At 57.1% G+C, this 22,664-nt stretch carries 26 protein-coding genes; 2 read left to right on the forward strand and 24 right to left on the reverse strand.

The genetic code is table 11. The features are described from left to right. Positions 1–53: 53 nt before the first annotated feature. The 6 genes from ucpA to F384_RS13500 all read right to left on the reverse strand — a co-directional run bounded on the left by ucpA (position 54) and on the right by F384_RS13500 (position 4,180). A complete protein-coding gene (gene ucpA, locus F384_RS13475) occupies positions 54–845 on the reverse strand; it encodes an SDR family oxidoreductase UcpA (protein WP_046484803.1) in 792 nt (263 codons plus the stop codon). A 146-nt stretch (positions 846–991) separates the two neighbouring features. Continuing rightward, positions 992–1,678 carry a hypothetical protein gene (locus F384_RS13480; RefSeq protein ID WP_155404002.1) on the reverse strand — a complete coding sequence of 229 codons (687 nt, stop codon included), beginning with the start codon at positions 1,676–1,678 and terminating at the stop codon, positions 992–994. A gap of 3 nt (positions 1,679–1,681) precedes the next feature. After that, positions 1,682–2,581, reverse strand: coding sequence for a porphyrinogen peroxidase (yfeX, locus tag F384_RS13485; RefSeq protein ID WP_046484810.1), 900 nt, complete (start codon positions 2,579–2,581; stop codon positions 1,682–1,684). 95 nt (positions 2,582–2,676) lie between these two features. Beyond that, positions 2,677–3,252 (reverse strand): RpoE-regulated lipoprotein, encoded by a 576-nt coding sequence (locus F384_RS13490; RefSeq protein WP_046484813.1) that lies wholly within the window; start codon positions 3,250–3,252, stop codon positions 2,677–2,679. A 66-nt stretch (positions 3,253–3,318) separates the two neighbouring features. Then, positions 3,319–3,768 carry a DUF2919 domain-containing protein gene (locus F384_RS13495; protein WP_046484815.1) on the reverse strand — a complete coding sequence of 150 codons (450 nt, stop codon included), beginning with the start codon at positions 3,766–3,768 and terminating at the stop codon, positions 3,319–3,321. After that, the gene (locus F384_RS13500; RefSeq protein WP_046484817.1) at positions 3,755–4,180 is read right to left on the reverse strand and encodes a GNAT family acetyltransferase; all 426 of its coding nucleotides are present in this window, start codon (positions 4,178–4,180) and stop codon (positions 3,755–3,757) included. Before F384_RS13500 ends, F384_RS13495 begins: the two co-directional genes overlap by 14 nt. Before the next feature lie 211 nt (positions 4,181–4,391). Here F384_RS13500 and amiA point away from each other — a divergent pair, with 211 nt between their 5' ends. Both amiA and hemF read left to right on the forward strand, forming a co-directional pair. Beyond that, the gene (gene amiA, locus F384_RS13505; protein ID WP_046484823.1) at positions 4,392–5,261 is read left to right on the forward strand and encodes an N-acetylmuramoyl-L-alanine amidase AmiA; all 870 of its coding nucleotides are present in this window, start codon (positions 4,392–4,394) and stop codon (positions 5,259–5,261) included. A gap of 2 nt (positions 5,262–5,263) precedes the next feature. Beyond that, positions 5,264–6,163: an oxygen-dependent coproporphyrinogen oxidase gene (gene hemF, locus F384_RS13510; RefSeq protein ID WP_046484826.1), complete on the forward strand. Its 900-nt coding sequence runs from the start codon at positions 5,264–5,266 to the stop codon at positions 6,161–6,163. A gap of 153 nt (positions 6,164–6,316) precedes the next feature. Here hemF and eutR read toward each other — a convergent pair whose 3' ends face one another. From eutR to F384_RS13600, 18 genes are all read right to left on the reverse strand, one after another. Beyond that, a complete protein-coding gene (eutR, locus tag F384_RS13515; protein WP_042999892.1) occupies positions 6,317–7,369 on the reverse strand; it encodes an HTH-type transcriptional regulator EutR in 1,053 nt (350 codons plus the stop codon). Positions 7,370–7,416: 47 nt separating this feature from the next. Beyond that, positions 7,417–7,923 (reverse strand): ethanolamine utilization microcompartment protein EutK, encoded by a 507-nt coding sequence (gene eutK, locus F384_RS13520; RefSeq protein ID WP_046484830.1) that lies wholly within the window; start codon positions 7,921–7,923, stop codon positions 7,417–7,419. Between the two features lie 12 nt (positions 7,924–7,935). Further along, positions 7,936–8,595, reverse strand: a complete 660-nt coding sequence (gene eutL / locus F384_RS13525) for an ethanolamine utilization microcompartment protein EutL (RefSeq protein ID WP_046484833.1) — start codon at positions 8,593–8,595, stop codon at positions 7,936–7,938. Positions 8,596–8,604: 9 nt separating this feature from the next. Beyond that, positions 8,605–9,501 carry an ethanolamine ammonia-lyase subunit EutC gene (gene eutC / locus F384_RS13530; RefSeq protein WP_046484837.1) on the reverse strand — a complete coding sequence of 299 codons (897 nt, stop codon included), beginning with the start codon at positions 9,499–9,501 and terminating at the stop codon, positions 8,605–8,607. 20 nt (positions 9,502–9,521) lie between these two features. Continuing rightward, positions 9,522–10,883, reverse strand: coding sequence for an ethanolamine ammonia-lyase subunit alpha (gene eutB, locus F384_RS13535; RefSeq protein ID WP_046484839.1), 1,362 nt, complete (start codon positions 10,881–10,883; stop codon positions 9,522–9,524). Between the two features lie 11 nt (positions 10,884–10,894). Continuing rightward, positions 10,895–12,298, reverse strand: coding sequence for an ethanolamine ammonia-lyase reactivating factor EutA (gene eutA, locus F384_RS13540; protein ID WP_046484842.1), 1,404 nt, complete (start codon positions 12,296–12,298; stop codon positions 10,895–10,897). After that, positions 12,295–13,521 carry an ethanolamine utilization protein EutH gene (eutH, locus tag F384_RS13545; protein WP_046484844.1) on the reverse strand — a complete coding sequence of 409 codons (1,227 nt, stop codon included), beginning with the start codon at positions 13,519–13,521 and terminating at the stop codon, positions 12,295–12,297. Before eutH ends, eutA begins: the two co-directional genes overlap by 4 nt. Positions 13,522–13,644: 123 nt before the next feature. Beyond that, positions 13,645–14,832 (reverse strand): ethanolamine utilization ethanol dehydrogenase EutG, encoded by a 1,188-nt coding sequence (gene eutG / locus F384_RS13550; RefSeq protein ID WP_046484847.1) that lies wholly within the window; start codon positions 14,830–14,832, stop codon positions 13,645–13,647. Continuing rightward, positions 14,822–15,661 (reverse strand): ethanolamine utilization protein EutJ, encoded by an 840-nt coding sequence (gene eutJ, locus F384_RS13555; RefSeq protein ID WP_046484851.1) that lies wholly within the window; start codon positions 15,659–15,661, stop codon positions 14,822–14,824. The genes eutG and eutJ overlap by 11 nt, the downstream gene beginning before the upstream one ends. Before the next feature lie 10 nt (positions 15,662–15,671). Further along, entirely contained in the window at positions 15,672–17,075 is a 1,404-nt protein-coding gene (locus tag F384_RS13560) for an aldehyde dehydrogenase family protein (protein ID WP_046484853.1), read from the reverse strand. A gap of 11 nt (positions 17,076–17,086) precedes the next feature. Further along, positions 17,087–17,374, reverse strand: coding sequence for an ethanolamine utilization microcompartment protein EutN (eutN, locus tag F384_RS13565; protein WP_042317652.1), 288 nt, complete (start codon positions 17,372–17,374; stop codon positions 17,087–17,089). A gap of 76 nt (positions 17,375–17,450) precedes the next feature. After that, positions 17,451–17,741, reverse strand: a complete 291-nt coding sequence (gene eutM, locus F384_RS13570) for an ethanolamine utilization microcompartment protein EutM (protein WP_000387720.1) — start codon at positions 17,739–17,741, stop codon at positions 17,451–17,453. A gap of 36 nt (positions 17,742–17,777) precedes the next feature. Further along, the gene (pta, locus tag F384_RS13575; RefSeq protein WP_046484890.1) at positions 17,778–18,794 is read right to left on the reverse strand and encodes a phosphate acetyltransferase; all 1,017 of its coding nucleotides are present in this window, start codon (positions 18,792–18,794) and stop codon (positions 17,778–17,780) included. Further along, positions 18,791–19,594, reverse strand: a complete 804-nt coding sequence (gene eutT / locus F384_RS13580) for an ethanolamine utilization cob(I)yrinic acid a,c-diamide adenosyltransferase EutT (protein ID WP_046484894.1) — start codon at positions 19,592–19,594, stop codon at positions 18,791–18,793. Before eutT ends, pta begins: the two co-directional genes overlap by 4 nt. Further along, positions 19,591–20,283: an ethanolamine utilization acetate kinase EutQ gene (gene eutQ / locus F384_RS13585; RefSeq protein ID WP_046484899.1), complete on the reverse strand. Its 693-nt coding sequence runs from the start codon at positions 20,281–20,283 to the stop codon at positions 19,591–19,593. Before eutQ ends, eutT begins: the two co-directional genes overlap by 4 nt. Then, the gene (gene eutP, locus F384_RS13590) at positions 20,261–20,740 is read right to left on the reverse strand and encodes an ethanolamine utilization acetate kinase EutP (RefSeq protein WP_046484902.1); all 480 of its coding nucleotides are present in this window, start codon (positions 20,738–20,740) and stop codon (positions 20,261–20,263) included. The genes eutQ and eutP overlap by 23 nt, the downstream gene beginning before the upstream one ends. Positions 20,741–20,753: 13 nt before the next feature. Further along, the gene (eutS, locus tag F384_RS13595; protein ID WP_042317647.1) at positions 20,754–21,089 is read right to left on the reverse strand and encodes an ethanolamine utilization microcompartment protein EutS; all 336 of its coding nucleotides are present in this window, start codon (positions 21,087–21,089) and stop codon (positions 20,754–20,756) included. Positions 21,090–21,428: 339 nt separating this feature from the next. Next, positions 21,429–22,496, reverse strand: coding sequence for a glycosyltransferase family 9 protein (locus F384_RS13600; RefSeq protein WP_046484908.1), 1,068 nt, complete (start codon positions 22,494–22,496; stop codon positions 21,429–21,431). Positions 22,497–22,664 lie beyond the last annotated feature (168 nt).

A 22,664-nucleotide genomic window follows, 5' to 3' on the forward strand; every position in this document is an offset into this window, starting at 1 on the left:
GAAAAGGGAATAAGAGAAACCCCTCCTGAGAGTCAGAAGGGGTTGTGCGGTCGTCAGATCCCGACGCTGACGGTCTCCGGCAGCGTACTGCCGCCATCAATCACGTTTTGCGTGCCCGTGAGATAGCTGGACTCATCAGAGGCGAGGAAAGCCGCCAGTTCACCCACTTCCAGCGGGCTGGCCAGGCGACGCAGCGGGATCGCTTTCGCCATCTCGGTCAGCACCGATTCCGGATCGGCCGGATTGGACTGCTGCGCAATGCTTTCCGCCATCGGGGTACGCACATAGCCCGGGCAAATCGCATTCACACGAATCCCCGACTGGGCATACTCCACCGCCAGCGACTTGGTCAGTCCGACAATCGCCGCCTTCGACAACGCATAGGCGGTTTCACCCGGATCGGCGACCATATCGCCAGTGACCGAGGACATCATCACAATGCGACCGTCCTTACGTTTAATCATCTCCGGCAGAACGGCTTTGGTCACGTTCCAGACGCCTTTGATGTTCACATCAATGTGGAAGTCGCGGTCTTCGTCACTCATGTCGAGGAAGCTTCCCAGACGGCAAACGCCGGCATTGTTAACCAGAATGTCGATACGGCCTTCCGCCTGTTTCGCTTTCTTCAGCGCCGCTGCCACAGACGCGGGATCGGTCACATCCGCAATCACGGCAGTACAGCGATGCCCGCGGCCACCCAGTTCGTCCGCCAGCTTTTCAATCTCATCGGAGATATCCAGCAGGATTAAGTTCGCGCCATGCCGGGCAAACACTTTGGCGATGCCTTCGCCAATGCCCTGTGATGCGCCCGTAATCAATGCTGTTTTGCCCGTGAGTTTACCCATTTCAATGCTCTCCTTGTGAATATGAAGTCTTACACTCCATTAGCATTGAAAATACAGCAAAAAATGATACGTGCTGAGGAACAGCTCACTAATTAAGGTAAATCTTAGATAAAAATAATCCCCGCCGGGGCGGGGATTGGTATTTTTCACTGTTGTGCCAAATAAGACGAAGCCATCATCCGGCACAACAACGCATTCGCGCCTGATGGCGCTACGCTTATCAGGCCTACGTGGAACGCCAGGAACAGATGTTGTATTTGTAGGCCGGATAAGGCGAAGCCGCCATCCGGCATCCACAACGCATTCGCGCCTGATGGCGCTACGCTTATCAGACCTACGCGGAACGCCAGGAACAGACGTTGTATTTGTAGGCCGGATAAGGCAAAGCCGCCATCCGGCATCAACAACGCATTCGCGCCTGATGGCGCTACGCTTATCAGGCCTACGTGGAACGCCAGGAACAGACGTTGTATTTGTAGGCCGGATAAGGCGAAGCCGTCATCCGGCATCAACAACGCATTCGCGCCTGATGGCGCTACGCTTATCAGGCCTACGCGGAACGCCAGGAACAGACGTTGTATTTGTAGGCCGGATAAAGCGAAGCCGCCATCCGACATCAACAACGCATTCGCGCCTGATGGCGCTACGCTTATCAGGCCTACGCGGAACGCCAGGAACAGACGTTGTATTTGTAGGCCGGATAAGGCGAAGCCGCCATCCGACATCAACAACGCATTCGCGCCTGATGGCGCTACGCTTGTCAGGCCTACGTGGCGCGCCAGGAACAGACGTTGTATTTGTAGGCCGGATAAGGCGAAGCCGCCATCCGGCAAACATTACAGCGCCAGCAAACGGTCCAGCGACGGCGCAAAGTAATATCCGCCAGTCACCGGTTTGGTGAAGCGCAGCATGGCGTCGCGTTTGCCGTCGGTATCGCCAAACATGCTCAGCAATTGCTGTTCGATGTTGTGCAGACGCGCACAGTAGGCGCAGAAATAGAGACCGTGAGTACCGCTGGCCGTCCCGTATGGCAAGCTCTGGCGAACAATTTTCAACCCTTTGCCGTCTTCTTTCAGATCCACACGGCTCAGGTGTGATGTCACCGGACGGGAGTCGCCATCGATCTCTTCGTTGGCTTCTTTAGTACGCCCGATCATCATCTCCTGATCGTGAATGCTCATACGGTTGAGCTGCTTCAGATTGTGTTCCCAGCGCTGAACAAAGACGTAGCTGCCGCCAGCATCCACACCGTCTTTGATGACCGCGACTTCGCGACGCGTCTCTTCCCCTGCCGGGTTTTCTGTGCCGTCAACAAAGCCGCTGAGGTCACGCTCTTCCACCCAACGGAAACCGTGGATCTCTTCCTGCACCTCAATGCAGTCGCCGAAGGCTTCCATCGCCGCCTGGGCGACAGAGAAGTTAACATCGTGACGCAGAGAAAGAATGTGGATCAGCACGTCGTACTGCGTGGCCGGAGCCAGACCTTTACCGTAAGGGATAAAGTCTTTCAGCTCTTCAGCCCCCACCCCGCCGCTCAGGGCGCGCCAGGTGTTGTTACCGAACGCCACAACCGCGCCCAGGTGAGCGTCCGGGAATTTCGCTTCGAAGGTCGCCAGTTTATCAGCGAACGCTTTGCTGGCCCCACGCAGGGCGTCAACGTCGCCTTTCACATTCGCTTCAATCCAAATCGCCGCACGGCAATGTTCTGGCAAAATGCCACTCTGAACCTGAGACATCATTCCTCCTGAAAAATGAGAATGCCACGCAATCGTGGCATTGATGGGCGCTATTTTACCCTGTTTTTACGTTCCAGGGTTTGTTCAGACGCAAATTAACGACGCCAGATAATTTTGCTCACTTTCCACGCTTTCAGCGTATCGTCCGGCGGCATTAACCCTTCCGGTCCCTTCCATTCGCCGGTAAAGAGATAGCTAATATGTTGGCTGCCTTCGGCTTTACATTCCACGGCACCAGGGTCGTTAGCGGCGGCAGGCTGACAATGGCCAAACGCTTTGCTGTAGAGGTCGCTAAACGGTGCGCCAACCTCAACACCAGCTGCGGAAGGAATTTCGCTATCCAGGACATCAATGCGGCTGATATGCCCCTGCTCGCCCTGGATGACCATCGCCACCTTGTCACCGTTCATGGCTTCGAAAAAGCGCACCACATTGCCGTTCTCGGTTTTCATGCCGCTGCGCAGGCGATAGTCGCCGTCCAGCGCATCGGCGATGGCCTGCTCATCCAGCGGCGTCGATGCCGTGAGCGCACCAACGCCCTGCTCGGTCACTTCTGTCGATGAACCAAACCAGTTCCACGGATTGGCGGCAGACCAGTTAACTGACGACAGCGTCGAACAGCCGGTCAGCGCCAGCGGCATGGCACATAACAAGATACGCAGCGATTTCATCTCACTTCCTTTCATTAATAATCAAAGTCAACGTTACCTGGAGTCCGGCTTCACCAAAAAGTTCCGTCATTCTTTTTCGGGCGTAAAGCAGGCGCGGAGTCGTCGGTTTGTCAGTAGCCAGAGAAGCGCCACGATATCGGCCACCACCAGCGACAGTCCAACACCGTTAACAGGAGAGCCATTGAACCACAGAACGGGCTGCCAGCAGAGCAGCGTTAGCTGAGCCACAATCAGCAACAGTCGCAATGCCTGCCATAAACGCGGGAAAGTGTAACGTCGCCCGCTCAGCAAAAACGCCAGCACGGCCGGAATGCCGGGCAGCAGCCCCAGCCAAAAGTTGTCGTGATCGGGATAAAACAGATTCAGCAGCGCGGTGCCCTGCTCGCGAGAGGAGCCAGCGATCACAAACAGCACCCAGGTCCGCGCCTGGAGCAGCAGCACAAGCCAGAATAAAAAGGGCAGACGCAAATGACCGTGGCTGTCGTAATCAGCGGGATGGAACTCAGTATTCTTCATCTTCGATCAGGCGTTTTCCCAGACTCAGTACGTCGGAATGCTCATAGCCGAGTCGCTCGTACATCCCCAGCACGACATCGTTATCTTCACGCACCATGATCTGAATCTTCGGACAACCGCGCGCAATGAGTTTCTTTTCCAGCCGGTTAAGCAGCGCATTGGCGATACCACGACCGCGAAATTCCGGATGTACGCCGAGATAATAGGCCGATCCGCGATGGCCGTCGTAGCCGCCCATCACCGTCCCCACCACCTCCCCGTTCACTTCCGCGACGAGAAACAGGCTGACGTCATGATTCACCTTTCGCTCGATATCCATTTCCGGATCATTCCATGGACGCAGCAAATCGCAGCGCTCCCAGAGGGTGATCACCTCTTCGAAATCTTCCTGGCGAAAAACGCGTATCTCCATGGTATTGAGACCCTTTTAGCCCTAAAAATAGTGATTATGGCGTGAACGACTGATTTAGCCAATATCTGACGCGAAACGGCGGAAAAAATGGCATAATAGCGGATTGTCACGTATTGAAATGAAAAGTAAAACAATTCTCAACATCAAGCGTCGTAACGGATTACGCGATACGATATAACATCGGGATTATTTTTTTTACAACTCAGGCCGTATGAGCACTTTTAAACCGCTAAAAACTCTCACATCGCGCCGCCAGGTGCTGAAAGCCGGACTGGCGGCGCTGACATTAACAGGGATGTCGAACGCCACAGCCAAAGAAGCCCCACTGAAAACCAGCAATGGTCACAGTCAGCCCGTAACGAAAAAATCGGGTAGCAAGCGCATTGTCGTGCTGGACCCGGGACACGGCGGTGTCGACACCGGCGCCATTGGCCGCAACGGCTCCAAAGAAAAGCACGTCGTGCTGGCGATTGCGAAAAATGTGCGTTCCATTTTACGCAGCCAGGGCATTGACTGCCGCCTGACGCGCTCGGGCGACACCTTTATTCCCTTGTACGATCGCGTCGAAATCGCCCATAAGCACGGCGCGGATCTGTTCATGTCGATTCACGCCGACGGCTTTACCAATCCCAGCGCGGCAGGCGCGTCGGTGTTTGCCCTCTCTAATCGCGGGGCCAGTAGCGCCATGGCGAAATACCTTTCCGATCGCGAAAACCGCGCCGACGAAGCGGCAGGCAAGAAAGCAACCGACAAAGATCACCTGTTGCAGCAGGTGTTATTTGACCTGGTGCAGACGGATACCATCAAAAACAGCCTGACCCTGGGTTCGCATATTCTCAGGAAGATCAAACCTGTCCATAAATTGCACAGTCGCAATACGGAACAGGCGGCGTTTGTGGTGCTAAAATCACCGTCAATCCCCTCGGTATTGGTGGAAACGTCGTTCATCACCAACCCGGAAGAAGAGCGACTGCTGGGCACCACGGCGTTTCGCCAGAAGATTGCCACCGCCATTGCCAACGGCGTGATCAGCTATTTCCACTGGTTTGATAATCAGAAAGCACACTCGAAGAAACGTTAATCATGAAACCCGATGCTTTGCGCGTAAAACAGTTCCTGCTGAACCTGCAGGATGCCATTTGCCAGCAACTCACCGCCATTGACGGCGCGGAGTTTATTGAGGATAGCTGGCAGCGTGACGCGGGCGGCGGCGGACGCAGTCGGGTGCTGCGTAACGGCGGTATCTTCGAACAGGCTGGGGTCAATTTTTCTCACGTACACGGTGACGCGATGCCAGCGTCGGCCACCGCGCATCGCCCGGAACTGGCGGGACGCCGTTTTGAAGCGATGGGCGTGTCGCTGGTCGTGCATCCGCTTAATCCTTATATTCCCACCAGCCATGCCAACGTCCGTTTTTTTATTGCTGAAAAGCCGGGTGCCGACCCAGTCTGGTGGTTTGGCGGCGGCTTCGACTTAACGCCCTACTACGGCTTTGAAGAAGACGCCGTTCACTGGCATCGCACCGCGCGCGATCTGTGTCAGCCGTTTGGCGACGATGTCTATCCGCGTTACAAAAAGTGGTGCGACGACTATTTCTTCCTCAAACATCGCAACGAGCAGCGCGGCATCGGCGGACTGTTTTTCGACGATCTGAACACGCCGGACTTTGACCACTGTTTCGCCTTCATGCAGGCCGTCGGCCAGGGGTATAGCGATGCATATCTGCCGATCGTTGAGCGCCGCAAAACGATGAGCTGGGGGGAACGTGAGCGTAACTTCCAGCTCTATCGCCGCGGTCGTTACGTGGAGTTTAATCTGGTATGGGATCGCGGCACCCTGTTCGGGCTACAAACCGGCGGACGCACCGAATCCATTCTGATGTCAATGCCGCCGCTGGTGCGTTGGGAATATGACTGGCAGCCGGACGCCGACAGCCCGGAGGCCGCCCTTAGCGAGTTTATTCAGGTACGCGAGTGGGTGTGACGCATTCCCCCCACGCCTGAGGACATTATTCATGCCGGATGGCGGCTTCGCCTTATCCGGCCTACGGGGTCTGGCTTTATAAGCGAAGCGCCATCAGGTACTACGGGGTCTGGCTTTGTAGGCCTGATAAGCGAAGCGTCATCAGGCACGCCACTACATCCACTGGCGCATTCGCTGGTGCAACGTCAGCGACGGCTTCTCGGCGAACAGTTGCTGGTAGTCGGTGGCGAACTGCCCTAAATGCCAGAACCCCCACTGCATTGCCGCATCCTTGACCGTCGTACTCTGCGACCACGGGCTGATTAATTCTCGCCGCACCGCATTCAGGCGGATCCGCTTCAGCCACGCATTCGGCCCAATGCCCAGAATGGCGTGAAATGCATTCTGCAACGTACGGCGGCTGACGTGGAGCTGGTTGCAGAGGTCGAGCACCGTCAACGGCTCCGACATATTCTCCAGCACATACTCCCGCGCCCGCGAGAGCAGTTTGCGGTAGCCTTGATGGCTGATGCTCTCCGCCGAGTTGATAGGATGCGCGTCCTCCAGCATCATGCCCATCGCCAGCAGCAGGTTATCCCCCAGCACCTTACGCACTGCGGGTTGATGAAGATTCTCCGGGTTCTCGCTAAAGGTCGCCAGCGCCTGCTGAACAAAGCCCCACAGCGCCGCCTTGTGCTGCTCTTTGACCTCCAGCGCCGACTGGTTGCGCAGCATATGCAGCACCCTTTCCGGATTATGTAAAAACTGTGCCTGGCGGGAAATCACATCTTCCGAGATAACCACCCCGAGGATCGTGTAATCATCCGGCGTGCTCAGCTCGAACTCCGTACCGCCCGGGCGGGTAGCAATCTCGGCGCTGCCAAGACACTGCGCGCCAATAAATCCCTGCTCGCCGCGCGTGGCCGGAATGCCAAACCAGAACGAGTTCGGCCATACCAGGCAGGACTGACGCAGCGCCAGTCCGGTGTACTCGCGAAAAACCTGAATATCATCGAGCAGGATTTCCGTGAATTCGCCATGAAACTTCCCCGGATGCAGCTGATCGTAAATCTGCTGCCAGGCGGTGATCGTCAGAGCGTGCTCATAAACATCCGTGGTTCGCCGCTGGTGAACGTTGTCCACTTCAACCTTTGGCGTGAGTTTAACGTCTTCGGGTAACGCTTCATGATAAAGATGGTGCAAACTGGCTGAACGGGTCTTTTTCATGATCTTTTATGCCGGACGCCTGGTAAGACGTCCGGCCCTCCGACAGGTTAATTTTTTAAGCGATAGCGACTACTGCGTTTACGCAACGCCCCGTCAGTAAAGAGCTGTTCCAGCGCGTTTCTGGCCTCTTCAAGCGGCCAGCCAAAGTGCGCGGCGACCTCTCCTGCCGTCATGCCCTGACGCACTGTGGCGAGCTGTGCCAGCAGCGCGTCGGCGTATTCAGACCGCGCAGGCGCTTCAGGCTTCGGCGCGTTCTTCTGCTCAGGGGGTTTCGACGCACGCTTAAATCCGCCGATCAGCCACTGGGTATCGTCGTCTGGCCGACCAATTTCTTTGCGGCTGATGACACGGCCTGTCCGCTGTGCCGCGGCGCTTCCGGCATCCAGCGCCGCGCGACATGCCGCCAGATCGCCTTCCACCACCAGCGTCACCTTGCCCGGGTCAAGCACTTCATGGCTCAGCAGGTTGACGTTGGCGGCTTTCAGCATGGCATCCGACGCATCAACGGCGGCAACCATGCCCTCCACTTCCAGTAACCCCAGTGCATTGATCATCGATGACCTCCGTTACGCGCGCTGAACAGGGTTACGGGCGATATCCAGAACCGCATCGGCAAAGGCATTGCAGGCGGCTTTACAGGCAGCCTGACTGCCAGTCAAAAACGCCGCCGAGTAGTTGGTTTCCGACGGTGGCGGCACGTAGGTCACCAGTTGTACATCGGCAGATTTCATCGCCGCATCAATGCCATACGTTGCTTCCAGCGGCGGTGCCACCAGATAGGCCAGCGGATCGCCCAGCGCAATGCCTGCCGTTGACGAGAGATAAGAACCGGTGCGCGACACCACGTGCGCCAGAAACGCCGTGTTTTCTGCATCGTTCGCCCACTGGAACGCCGCGCCGCCTTCAATATGCGCGACCATCGCATCCAGACCGGCGCGCACTTCCGCCGGGTTCGGTCCCCCCAACATAATCAACACTTCACCGGCCGTCGGTGACGGTCCGTGTGCGGCCCCGGCGTACAGCGAACGGCCATACACCACTTCAACCATTGCCTGTTTTGTCGCTTCGTCTGCGGCAATATACGTGACGTCATCAGAATCTGCCGTGATGAGACCGAGGCTACGTATATGCGGCGGTAATTTAAGTTCACGTGCAAACCCGTCGTTCACGGAAGCAATCACGCGCATTGCGCTGACCGAGGGTCGAATCAAATCTAATGCTGGCATGATGCCTCCTTAACGGGTCATGTTGATGCCGGACGCTTTCTGCTCCAGCATACGTTTGGCCAAATCCACGATCACGGCGGCCGCTTCTACCGGCGGCGTGCCGCCCTGGTGGATGTTGGAAATACAGGTACGGTCGGCCTCAACGGTGGTCGCCACTTTCGGTGAATAGACCGCATAGCAGGAGAGACTTTCTGATTGCCCCAACCCTGGGCGTTCACCAACGAGCAGAATCACCACCTTCGCGCCGAGGATCTCGCCGATCTGGTCTTCAATCTTCACGCGGCCATAGCGAACAAAGAACGGTGTCCCGACCTTCAGTCCGGCCTGCTTCAGACCGGCCAGCAGCGGTGGCAGGATCTCTTCATAGTTCGCCGTGATCGCATCGGTAGACAGACCGTCAGACACCACCACCTGAACATCCGGGTTCGCGACACACTGCGATTTCAGCGCGTCAATGGCTTCCTGGCTCAGACGGCGACCCATATCCGGGCGCGTCAGATAGAGATTTTTGTCACTGATTTCCGAGCGCACTTCCAGCAGCCCCTGGGCTTTCACCCACTCTTCCGGCACCTCTTTCAGTACGGTGTCTTTCGAGCGGGAGTGGTCGGCAAGAAAGCGCAGCAGCGCCTGAGTACGCGGGCGCGGCCCGGCACGCCCTGTACACACGCGGGCTGCCGTGCTGCGGCGCAGTTCAGTCAGCACCTCCGCGCGGTGCGGATTCTCCACGCCAATCCAGGCTTTCGCTTCTGCGGAGCCCAGATCCAGCGCGCAGCTTTCTGCACTGGACGGCGCCGCGCACTGTGCCTGGTTGCAGGACTGTGGCGACGGGGCGGCGGTCTGCGGCTCGGTCTGTCCCATTGACGCCATCACGCTGCGTACAATTTCTTCAATCTGTTTTTGATCCATTGTTTGTCATCCCCGCGTCATCAGAAGAACAGTGACGGATCGCCCGCCCGTTTGGTCAGGCGACCATTTGCCATAATGCCCATCGTTTCCAGCCAGCGTTCAAATTCCGGCGACGGACGCAGATTCAGCAACTGGCGTACGGTCGCGGTATCGTGGAATGCGGTGGTCTGGTAGTTGAGCATGATGTCGTCGCCAAGCGGCATACCCATGATGTAGTTGCAGCCCGCGGTGGCGAGCAGAATCATCAGGTTTTCGTTGAGGTTCTGATCGGCATCGGCATGGTTGGTGTAGCAGCAGTCACAGCCCATCGAGATGCCGCTCAGCTTGCCCATAAAGTGGTCTTCCAGACCGGCACGAATGATCTGCCGGTCGTTGTAGAGATACTCAGGCCCGATAAAGCCCACCACGGTGTTGACCAGGAACGGATCGTAGTGACGCGCCAGACCGTAGTTACGGGCTTCCATTGTCACCTGGTCCGCGCCGAAGTTCGCCCCGGCGGAGAGCGCCGAACCCTGTCCGGTTTCGAAGTACAGGCAGTTTTCTCCGGCGATGCGGTTAAACTCCGCCCCCACCGCCCGCGCTTCGTCCAGCATGGCCAGTTCCACGCCGAACTCTTTTAAGCCCTTTTCGCTGCCGCAGATACTCTGGAAGATCAGTCCGCCCGGCGCGCCGCGACGAATCGCTTCAATCTGGGTGGTGACGTGTGCCAGCACGCAGCCCTGGGTCGGAATGTTGAACTTGTCGATTACCCCGTAAACGGTGTCCAGTACGCGGCGTAAGTTCTCCACGTCATCGGTCACCGGGTTGACGCCAATCACCGCATCGCCGGCACCGAAAGAGAGACCTTCGTAGATTTGTGCGGCAATACTCTGCACATCGTCACGGGTGTCGTTCGGCTGCAAACGACAGCTGAAGGTGCCCGGAATGCCGATCGTGGTGTTGGCCTTTTTGATAATCGGCATTTTCTTGCCGCCGTAGATCAGATCGGCGTTAGAGCAGATCTTCGCCACCGCCGCCACCACTTCCGAGGTCAGCCCTTTACGCGTAAAGGCAATATCATCAACCGAGGTGTCATCGCTCAGCACGTGCTCACGCAGTTCGCTGATGCTCCAGTTCTTAATGCGGTTGTAGGCCGTTTCGTTGACGTCGTCCTGAATCAGACGCGTGACGCAGTCCTCTTCATAGGAAATCACCGGGTTGTTGCGAATATCCGCCACCGTCATTTCCGACAACACCTGTTTCGCCGCCACGCGTTCCTGCGAACTTTGCGCCGCGACGCCGGCCAGCACATCCCCCGAACGCAGTTCGTTGGCTTTTGCCAGCACCTCTTTTACATCCTTAAACTGATAAACATTGCCGAACAATGTGGTCTTTAGTTTCATAAGTCGTTCCCTCAGGAAGGAAATGCGAGTGATTTCACCGTCACCGGCACAACCGATCCGCCAAACAAAGGCGTACCAATGTCGATATAGTCGCCCGCCCGGACAATCACTTCATCAATGACCGCCAGCGGGAGTTGCTGTAACTGTGGGCGCAACAGCATGCCCAGCGCTTTACCAAAGTCCTGCTCGGCCACCACCAGCAGGGGATGCGGATTCGGATAACGCGCGATAAACGCGAGCAGCGCGTCGATGACCGTGAGTAATGCGGCGTAACGCACCGGCAACGAGGCGGGAAGCGCCAGTACGTATGCGTCAGTCTGTGGATCCAGATCGAGCTGCATCAGCGCCTGTTGCCACGCGCTCACCAGATCGGCGTCATCCACCGGGATCGCCACCGGCAGATTGCGCAGCGGCAGTTGAACCCCTTCCAGCCAGATGGTGCTGCCGGAGAGCGAAAGCGTGTGCGCCCCCGCGCCAATCACCGTGGCGCGCACGGTTTGCGCCGGGAACTGCACGTTCATCTCGCGCAGACGCGGGTGCTCATGTAGCGCCGTCGCCAGCAGCGGCCCAATATCAGAAAAACAGAACGGGTCGGCAGGCAGGTTGCGATAGCACTCCCCGACGCCGCCGGACAGGGTGATGACCTCCGGCTTCGCGCCCGCCGGCAGTAACCCGGTTTGCATCAGCGTTTGCGCCAGCGGCGACAACGTACCGTCGATCACTTCCACGATCAGACTCGCCATCCGCTGCGCTATCTGCCCTAACTGCGAGACCGTCAACGAACGGGCGTCGGTACCGGCACCGAACACCTCGTCAACAATCTGTTGTCCGGGCTGATGGGCATGCACGACGCGTCCCTGACCGTCGGTTTCCAGCAGACGCCCGCCGACGTTCAGACAGGCGGTGCCGCTCACCTTGCCGGCATCGAACAGGGCGTAATTCGAGGTGCCGCCACCGATGTCGATATTCAGTACCCGACACATCCGTTGCTCAGACAGGGTTTGCGCCCCGGCACCGTGACCGGCAATCACTGATTCCAGATGCGGTCCGGCGCTGGCGACCACAAAGTCGCCAAGCGACTGAGAGAGCGTCATCACCGCCGGACGCGCGTTGCGGGTTTTCGCACTCTCGCCGGTGATGATGATGGCCCCTGAATCGACCGATTCCGGGGCGATCCCCGCCGCCTGATACTGGGCAAGGATCAGCGCCTTAAGTTCGTCCTCCCGCAACCCGCCCTGCTTATCGACGGGGGTAAAGAAGACCGGGCTTTGCCAGCTAATGTCGCGTTTAATAAATTCGTAACGAGGCACCTGCGACACAGCCGCGCGATTAACCAGTTCCAGGCGCGAGAAGATCACCTGAGTGGTCGTGGTGCCGATATCGATACCGACGCTCAGTAGCTGGCGCGTGTTCACGATTGCGCCTCCGCTTCCGTTTCTGCCGGGACATTTTCATCTTTCGGCACCAGCATCATGGCCACGCCAATCGCCGTCACACCGCCAATCAATTTGCCGACAATCATCGGGAAGATCATGGCGTTCATGTTGGCCGCCGCGAAACCTAAGTGGTCACCCAGCGCGAAGGCCGCAGAGACGGCGAAAGCACAGTTGATCACTTTGCCGCGGGTATCCATTTGCTTCATCATGCCGAACATCGGGATGTTGTTCGCCAGCGTCGCCACCATGCCACCTGCCGCCATATTGTTGATTTTCAGCAGGCTGCCAACGCGCATCAGCGGTTTTTCAAACCAGCGGGTCAGCAACAGCACCATCGGATACGCCCCGAGCAGCACGCAGGAGATAGAACCGATCACTTCAATGGCGCGCATCACTTCACCGGGGGTGTCGCCTGGCGCCATGAAGATCGGGTCAAGACCGGGGATCAGGTCCCAGCCCAGCAGGAACTTGATGACTGCCGCCGCGAGGCCAATGGTGATCAGCGCGACGAGGAATTTCGCAAAGATCTGGAAGCCGTTGATCATTTTTTCCGGGATAAATTTCAGCCCCAGCGCCACCAGCACGGCGACGATGATCACCGGGATCATGTTCATCAGGATCAGCGCGAAGGTGAACTCGACCGGTTGTCCGTTAATCTCAACGCCCGAGTACATCGCGACCAGCCCTCCGGCGATACAGCCGATAGGGATGGTGACAATGCCTGCCAGCACGCCAAGCGCCAGATAGCGGCGGTCAGACGGTTCAATAATGCCCAGCGCAACGGGGATGGAGAACACGATGGTTGGCCCCATCATGGCCCCCAGAATCAGCCCGGAGTAGAGCCACGCCGCCACATCGCCACCCGCCAGTTCTTTGGCGAGGAAGAAGCCGCCCATATCGCACGCCAACAGCGTTCCGGCGAACATGGACGGGTTGGCGCCAAGCATTTCATACAGTGGAATAATCACCGGCCCGAGCAGTTTGGCTAACACTGGCGCCAGCGCGGTCATACCGACCATCGCCAGCCCCAGAGCGCCCATCGCCATAAACCCTTCTTCGAACTGACCGCCGGATCCCTCGATGCTTTTGCCGAACTTCCCGAGAAAGCGCGCTGACCCGCCGAACTGTGACAGGATCCTGTCCACGGCGGCAATCAGCATAAAGAACATCATGATGTACATGATGATTTCGTTAATTCCCATACCCTTGTCTCCATTTGCCAGGGTTTTCGTAGACCTGATAAGCGCAGCGCCATCAGGCAATGATGTCGCGTTTTGCCGGATGGCGGCGCGAACGCCTTATCCGGCCTACGTCCTGGTATGCTTTTATTGTGCCGCCGCGTACAACTCGATAATTTCGCTCTGCGTGGCGGTGCGTGGGTTACTGCGAATACAAATATCCTCCAGCGCGGCTTGCGCCCAGGCGCTGTAGTGTTCTGGTGTTGCGCCAACCTCGGCGAGCCGTTTACCCTGGCCCACTTCAGCAATCAGTTCACTGACGGCATTGATCGCATCGCGATCGTCTGATTTCTTATTGGTGAGCGCACGCCCGATATGACTGAAGCGTTCGCGACACACCATGCGGTTAAAGCCCATTACCGTCGGCAACAACATGGCGTTCGCCTGGCCGTGCGGAATGTGTAATGTGGCCCCTGGTTGATGCGCCATCGCATGACACAGCCCCAGTCCGGCGCTGGAAAACGCCATCCCTGCCATGCAGGAGGCGAGCAGCATGCTCTCCCGCGCCGCGAGGTCGTGACCGTAACCCACCGCTTTCGGCAGCGATTTGCCGATCATCGCAATCGCGCCAATCGCCAGGCTGTCGGTGAACGGCGAGGCATTCAGTGCGCTGTAGGCTTCAACCGCATGTGTCAGCGCATCAATCCCGGTCATTGCCGTCACATGGGGCGGTACGCCTTCGGTCAGTGCGGCGTCGAGGATTGCCACATCCGGCATCAGCGTCGCATGCGCCAGCACCTGCTTGCGCCCCGTTGCCGCGTCGATAATCACCGTCACGTTGGTGGTTTCCGATCCGGTTCCGGCGGTAGTCGGTACGGCAATCAGCGGCAGACGAGGACGTAAAGCGCTGTATTCCGTCATCTCCGCCAGCGTCTGATTCGGATTGGTCACCAGCAGCGCCACCGCTTTTGCCGCATCCAGCACTGAACCGCCGCCAAAAGCGACGACGCCGTCGCATTTTGACTCGCGCAGTTGGGCGACCGCCGCGCAAACATCGGTAATGCATGGTTCGCCCATCGGACACGGCCAGACGGTCATCGCCACGCCTTTCATCGCCAGACTGCGTTCTAACGATGCGGTCATCCCCGCCTGATGCAGGAAACTGTCGACCATCACGAACAGATGGCTTAAGCCTCGCGATTGCGCTTCCTGTCCGCAGGAACTGAGCGCCCCGAGCCCGCACAGCGTGACCGGCGGTACGCTGAACGTTTTCACTCGTTGCAGATTCAGGGTATCGAATGCCTGAAAGAGCGCCGTCTGCAATTCAGCTTGCATAGATTCCCTCCGCTTTCTCTCTCCCGCTGTTGGCGATCGCCAGCGGTGTCATAAACAGGCTGTGCCGGGGCAAATGCACCTGGAGCGCCGGGAAGCGCTGGCGAAACAACGCCTCCACGCCCGGTTGCATACAGGAGCCACCCGCCAGCCATAAATCGGCTATTCCTTGTCCTTCGATATGACGGGCAACGATCTCCGCCATTTTTTCGTAGACCGGTTTCACCACCGGCCAGATCTCCTGCGCGTTGCTGCGCTTGTATTGCTCGGCGTCTTCCAGTGGGATGCGACGATTTCCGGCCAGGGTCAGAGAAATATGGTGACCGCCCGTCGCTTCATCCGCCGAGTACGTCACCTTGCCCCGCTTAACGATGGCAATCCCGGTCGTGCCGCCACCGATATCCACGACACCGGCGTTATCCAGTTGCAGCAGGTCGGCGACCGCCGTTGGCTCATCCAGCACATGGCTGATTTCCAGTCCGGCAGACTCCAGCACGTTGATGGAGATGCGCGGGTCGGTACCCGGCGGGAACGATGTCGCCGCATGGGTAAACCGACATCCGAGCAGCTTTTCGAGCGTATCGAGATGGCGGCGCACGATGGTGACCGCGCCGAAGAAATCCCAGACGATGCCATCGCGCACGACGTCAGCCCAGTCAAGACACACCGCAACCGGCTGTCCATCGCCGTCGACAACCATCGACACCACATCACAGGTGCCCAGGTCAACGCCCAGCCACAGTGGGGAATCGCTCGTTGCAGGCGCCTGATTACACAGGTCGGCTGCTTTTTGCAGTCTTGGGGTGAGCCAACTTTCTTCGTCGCGCGCCATCATTCATCCCTTATACAATTCGAAACGCATCCACCAAAACACAGCGACGCAGACGCACAAACGTGCGCGCACTGGTCACCCCTTCCCCGGTTGGCGTGGTGATGGTCATCGTGGTCCAGCCTTCGCCGCCCAGCCCCAGTCCGGCAATGCACGGTCCGTTCTTGACGAAGATGCTGGTATCAATGGCATTTGCCATCTGGTTCATGTTGTCGATGTTGCGCGAGTGCATCGCGGCGGTATGGTGACAGCCGCCTTCCAGTTGCACCGCCAGCGCAATCGCCTCGTCGACGTTTGCCACCCGAACCACCGGCAGGACCGGCATCATCAGTTCAGTGACGGCAAAGGGATGCGTGGCGGGCGTTTCAACAAACAGCAGTCGGGTTTGCTCCGGAACGTGCAGACCAATGGCGGCGGCGATTTTTGTCGCGTCGCGTCCGACCCAGTCACGGCTGACGGTGCCTTTGCCGCGTTCATCAATATTTTTCAGCAGTACCGGCTGGAGCTGTTCGGCCTGCGCGGCGCTCAGTTTCACCGCCTGCTGACCTTCCATCAGGCGCATCAACTCATCCGCCACGCTGTCGACAACAATCAGCACCTTCTCATCAGCACAAATGATGTTGTTATCAAACGACGCGCCTTTGACGATGGATTGCGCGGCCCGCGCCAGATCCGCCGTCTCATCGACGACAACCGGCGGGTTACCGGCACCGGCGGCAATCAGACGTTTATTGGTGTGCTTGCGAGCAGCGTCGACTACCGCTTCGCCGCCGGTCACGACCAGCAGGCCAATGCCCGGGTACTTAAACAACCGCTGCGCGGTTTCAATATCCGGATTCGCCACGGTCACCAGCAGGTTTTCCGGGCCGCCCGCCGCGACCACCGCCTGGTTAAGCAGTGTAATTGCGCGTTGTGAAACCCCTTTCGCCGCCGGATGGGGTGCAAACACGACGCTGTTACCCGCCGCAATCAGGCTGATGGCGTTATTAATCACCGTCGCCGCCGGGTTAGTGGATGGCGTCACTGAGGCCACAACGCCCCACGGCGCATTTTCGATCAGCGTCAGGCCGTTATCGCCGGTCAGTACCTGTGGCGATAAACACTCCACGCCCGGTGTACCGCGCGCCTGCGCCACGTTTTTGGCAAATTTATCGTCGACGCGTCCCATGCCGGTCTCTGCGACCGCAAGTTCCGCTAATTCTTTGGCGTGCTTTTCGCCTGCTTCACGTAGAGCCGCAATGGCAAGCTGACGCATCGCCACGCTCTTCAGCCCCTGCTGAGCGACTTTTGCTGCCGCCACGGCATCATCCAGGGAGGCAAAGACGCCCATTTCATGAACGGCAGTCGCCGGCTGACTGCTGTCTTTCATTTTCAGCAGTACCGCTTTCACCACCTGTTCAATATCCTGTTGATTCATGATGTTCAGTCCTATTTGTGGAATATCACCTGACCGCCAGCCACCACTTCGTCGACGATACCAATCACGCACAGATCGACAGGGGACGCTTCGCTGCGATGCGCCTGGCGAGCTGAACTGCCGCTGACCAGCAGCACCCACTCCCCGGTTCCCGCCCCGATGCTGTCAATGGCGACGGCGCACTGCCCGTCGGGATTTCCCTGGGCATCAATCATCTCCACCATCAGCAATTTGTCGTGTGCCAGTCCCTGATGGCGTACGGTACAAACGATTTGTCCTGTGACGACTGCCAGTTTCATACCCGCCTCCGTGGGTTACGTTGTGCTGCTGTCATGTAGGCCGGATAAGCGCAGCGCCATCCGGCCCCAGTCCTGCTTAGATGTTGCTGTCGCCTTTGAAGCTGATCGGGAACACTTCTTCCAGATCGCCATGCGGACGCGGGATGACGTGAACGGAGACCAGTTCGCCGATACGCTGTGCAGCGGCAGCACCGGCATCCGTTGCCGCTTTGCAGGCCGCGACATCGCCACGGACCATCGCAGTCACCAGACCGCCGCCAATCTGTTTCACACCAACCAGCTTCACGCGTGCGGCTTTTACCATCGCATCAGAGGCCTCAATCAGTGCAACCAGGCCCCGGGTTTCGATCATTCCTAAAGCTTCCATTATGTTTTCCTCTCATGGGGTCCAGAACGGGACCATTTATACAACCAGGGTTTGTGAGTCACGTTCGCGACTCACGTCAGTCTGGCGCGGCACGGCTGCCACCAACGCCAGTTCGATAATTTCCTGTACGCTACAACCTCGCGAGAGGTCATGAAGCGGTGCGGCAAGCCCCTGAATCAGCGGCCCGACGGCACGATATCCGCCCAGACGCTGGGCGATTTTGTAGCCAATATTGCCTGCCTCCAGTGACGGAAAAACCATCACGTTGGCGTTACCCCGTAGCGGACTGGCTGGCGCTTTTTGCGCCGCGACCTCCGGTACAAAAGCGGCGTCAAACTGCAGTTCGCCATCCACCAGTAGCTCAGGCGCGCGTTCACGAACGATCTCCGTTGCCTGCTGCACGTTAGCCACACACGGGTGGCGCGCGCTGCCCTGACTGGAGAACGACAACATCGCCACACGCGGCTCCTCGCCGGTGATGCCGCGCCAGGTGTCGGCGCTGGCGATCGCAATATCCGCCAGTTGCGCTGCCGTCGGCTGCGGCACCACGCTGCAATCAGCAAACCCTAACGCCGGGCCGACGTACTGCGGCAGCATCAGGAAGAGAGACGACAGCGTTTTGCACCCCGGCTGCAGGCCGATAATGCGTAAGCCCGCGCGCAGCACATTGGCTGTGGAAGAGAGGTTACCGGCAATGCAGACATCCGCCTGGCCCGCACTGACCATTGCTGCGGCAAACATCAGCGGGTCATTGAGTTTCTCAACGGCATCCGGCGGCGTTTTCTCCCCGGCGCGGGCGAGCCAGCGCTCTGCGAACGCGTCACGCATCGCCAGATTGCTGTGTGGGTCAATAACCTGAATACCGTCCAGCGCGACCCGATGAGTGAGGGCGAACTGGCGCAGCGCGAACGGACTGGTCACCAGAACAGGTCGCGCCAGGCCGTGTTGTTGCAGGTAATGCGCCGCTTTCAGCACGCGTTCATCTAACGCATCCGGGAAGACCACCCGAGCCGGGGCTTGCTGAGCCCGTTCACGGGCGCGTTCAATGATCATTGTTCACCTCCCAGTCGCTGTTGAATCTGGCTGACGGTGAGTGGGTGTTTGGTGACACACAGAATCATCATCACGTAGACCGCGCTGGAGAGACGGTTCAGCGCCTGCAAAATATCCGGGCGCAGGACATCAAAACCGCGAGTGATAAAGACCTGAGCGGCGATCGTTTCCGTCTCGCGAACTTTGGTTCGCAGCAGGTTCAGCAACGCGGACTCGCGACCATGACTGGCTTCGGGCACCAGATGATCGTGCTCCAGATAGCGCAACGGTTGATGGGAAAGACGGTGCAGGTCATCTTCGTTCAGCCCAACGATAGACTGTGCCGCCAGCGGTTCATCCATGGCATCGGCGCGCATAATGTTGCCCAGCCGTGAACGAATGTCCGCCAGCCACGGCTGCCACGGTTCCGCCAGTTCGATTTGCAGCCACACCGCCAGCGCGATGGTGCTGTCCAGCGCGGCGCGAAAGCCCAGACGCGGGTCGCTTTTGGCGACCATTTTGTCCGCCGTCAGGTGGGTCAGCGTGTCCGGCTTTTTCGCCACCGGCTGGCGACACAGTTCACAGCAGGCCTGGGGATGCGTGTCGCTGCTGGTTAACCCGTGCACCGGTTGCGGCTGCTGTTGCTCGTCGTCGACAAACAGACTGCCCTGTTCATCCAGAAACTTGATGCGCAGATGACGGCCTTCCAACAGTTCGCGGGCAGAGGGCGTCAGGCGAGCATCAGCGGGGAGATGGATTTCCGCCCCTTCGCTGAGCGTATGGTTCGCTCTGAGCCATGCTTCGGTGATGAAATCGTTCATACCGATTGCCAGTTCGCAGGCCACGCAACGTACAGGAAGCGCACGGTTGTCGGCGTGCCAAATTCAATGCTTGAGCCTTTCGGAATAAACATGACGTCCCCGGCTTTGGCGATCATCGTTTCGCCTTCATGGCGCACATGCAGTTCACCGTCGAGCACCATGTCGATTTCGTCGTAGTTCAGCGTCCACGGGAAGAAGGCGTTATCCCACTGCATGAACCCGGCGGCCATGCTGCTGCCATCCTGCTCGGTGACGAGATCGGTCAGGCCGACGCAGTGTGGCTGCGCGCCGTCGAAGCGGCCGAACTTCACGCTGCTACCGTCGATCACTTTGATGCCGCCTTTGCCGGTCACCGAATCAAAACCCGGCTGCATCCCGCCCTGCTCCAGCGACTGTTTTTCCTTCAGCACTTTGTCCATCAACTGCGAAACCAGACTCTCGGTAAACTGCCCTTCCGGCAGTTGCGCGATGATGGTTTCGCGAATGCGCTGGGTTTCAGATTTGGCCTCGTCCGCACTGCACGCTGCCGTTGGCGCGGATCCGTCGCACTCCACAATCGTGACGCCCAGCAGTTCCGCGACTTCACGGGCTTCCGGGGTGATGATGCTGGCGCGTAGCACCACCGACATTTCCTGTTCGCCCCGTGCGTGTGCCGCACGTATATCGTTAGCTGTGATAAGTTTTTTCACCTGCCCCTTCCTCCTTTTGGCTGAGCTCAGTCAGATAATCCACCAGGTGCTGCACGCTTTGCGGGTCATGGCTGTTGAGTTCGAAAATCGGCTCCTGAAACCCAATCCCGCGCAGTAATTCCCGCGTCGCGGTCACGTCGGCATCTGGCATATCCGTTTTGCTGATCACGGCGATGTGTCGTTTACTGGCGCCGATATCTAACAGCCCGGCAGGTAAGCGACTTTCTTTGTCATTGGCTGCATGGACATAAATCAACGTGTCAACGTCCTGCAGCGTGGTAATTAAGGCGTGATACCAGCGGGGATGACTAAAATATTCCCCTGGAGTATCGATATCGCCATTTTCATTAAATTCCACGGCCTGCGTTTTTCTGGCGAGGGTATAATTTCCCTGTAACGCATTAAAAAGCGTTGTTTTTCCTGCGCCGACTGTGCCAACAAACGCAATACGTTTCATAAGCACCTCAAAATTAGCTTTTCGTCAGATCGCAGAGCGTGAAATTTAATAAACGTCCCAGCCCACTGACCGTTTGCAATAAGGCCTCTTCTACCGCACCAACCGAGCCGTAAATCACCAGCGCGCCGCTGAATCTGTCGAGAAAACCGATGTGTACGTCGGCAGCCTTCATCGCCAGATCGCCAGCAATCATTGCGGTTTCTCCTGGCGTCAGGGTCATAATGCCGATGGCACCGGCTTCGGGAACGCCGATCTTTTTCGCCAGTTCTTCACCAGGATGCGCAATGAGATGCGCCAGCGTGACCTGTTTGCCCGGCACAAATTCCTGAATAATGCGTTCTTTATCCATTGCTCACCGCCTGTGTTAAGACAGGGCTTATCGTGGCAATTTTTTGTCAGGGTAAATAACAAAATTCGGCAAAGAGATTTAAAAGGTGAGGTGGATCACTAAGAATGGGAAAATAAAAAAACCAGACTTATTACAAATGACATTGAATACTCTCGGGAAAACGGAGAACGCGTTATAACGAGGGCGTGCGCAGAATTTTCAGACAACGTGAAATATTCCCAAGGTGCAGTTGTGCCGGGAAAGACAGGGGTTTTCGTTACCAATATCACTTTATTGCACCCGCCAGAAGGTTGCGACGACTGGCCGGTATCATTAGAAATTGCGTTATAAAAAGCACTCTCAGGATGGGTTGCTCTGAATCCGCAAGTTGACGCGTTTTATCGCTTCGTTGAATTCATCCAGATTGATATGATCAATATCTTTGCCAACCACTATCGTTTCTGCAATATCCTGCATCGCCGGCCAACGCGTTTTATAATCGGCATAAACCGCAATCACAGGGATATTATATGCACTTGCCATATGTAAAACAGACGTATCCGGTGTGATAGCCAGAAAGGCATCGTTGATGACCGCTGCGGAACGCATTATGGAGGGCGATAACGATAGTCGATGCACCCCATCACAGGATTGCGTTAACGAAACCGAATTGTCGATCCCCTTCGGCCCGTGGACAATAATAATCGGCAGGTCGAACTCTTTTTTGATTATCGCGATAAGCTTTTTGGCAACAGGGAGCGAAAAAGTACGTTCTTGCGCGCTGCCTTCCAGATTCAGGGCGATATACCGTCCTAACGCCAGGGTTTCACGGCGAACCTCCGTTAACACCGCTTCGCTGAGAGGGAGTTCGAAAGCCCCCCTGACTGCGGAAAATCCCGCTTCTCGCATCAGAATTGCCCAGGTCATCGGCACGGGTGCACGAAAGTTCTGATCCATTTTTGAGGCTATTTGACACACCGGGGAATAACACTTCATCGTTAACCCTGCCGCCTGAAGATTCGTTCTGGCCCTTAATTTATTGATGAAAACCATTGTTTTCAGGTTTTTTCGGCGCATAGCTTCGATGCATATATCGGGGGTTCCATACTCTTTTCTTATCTTTCTGGCGACTGTTTTTATTTCACTGAACGTTGCATAGTCTTGCATGGTCATACTTATTACGGTTAATGTTGTCTGACGCAAAGAAAGCGCCTCAAATATCGATTGATTAATCGTAGAGGATACAATTAGCAAATGTTTTACGTTATGCGCTTCCAGCGCACGTATTATAGGAAAAACCGACATTGCGTCCCCGATTTGATCGGGTATATGAATAACCGCTAATTTTATATTTGAATTATCAATATAAGCAGACTGATAATCATAAAGACGATAAAGAAACCGTCTTAACATTGATTTTAAAGACATTTTTAATAACCGTAATTGCTGAGATGACGCATTATTTAGATTTCGTTAAAAAGGCGCAAGCGATTTAATCTCATTGTTGCTTTGGGAATGGCAAGACGGGAACAACACGGCTTCACGGTAAGTAGAATGGCGGATAATAATGCGGACGACGTACACGAATAAAGCTCT

This window comes from Citrobacter amalonaticus Y19, from assembly GCF_000981805.1.
Taxonomy (GTDB): Bacteria; Pseudomonadota; Gammaproteobacteria; order Enterobacterales; family Enterobacteriaceae; genus Citrobacter_A; species Citrobacter_A amalonaticus_C.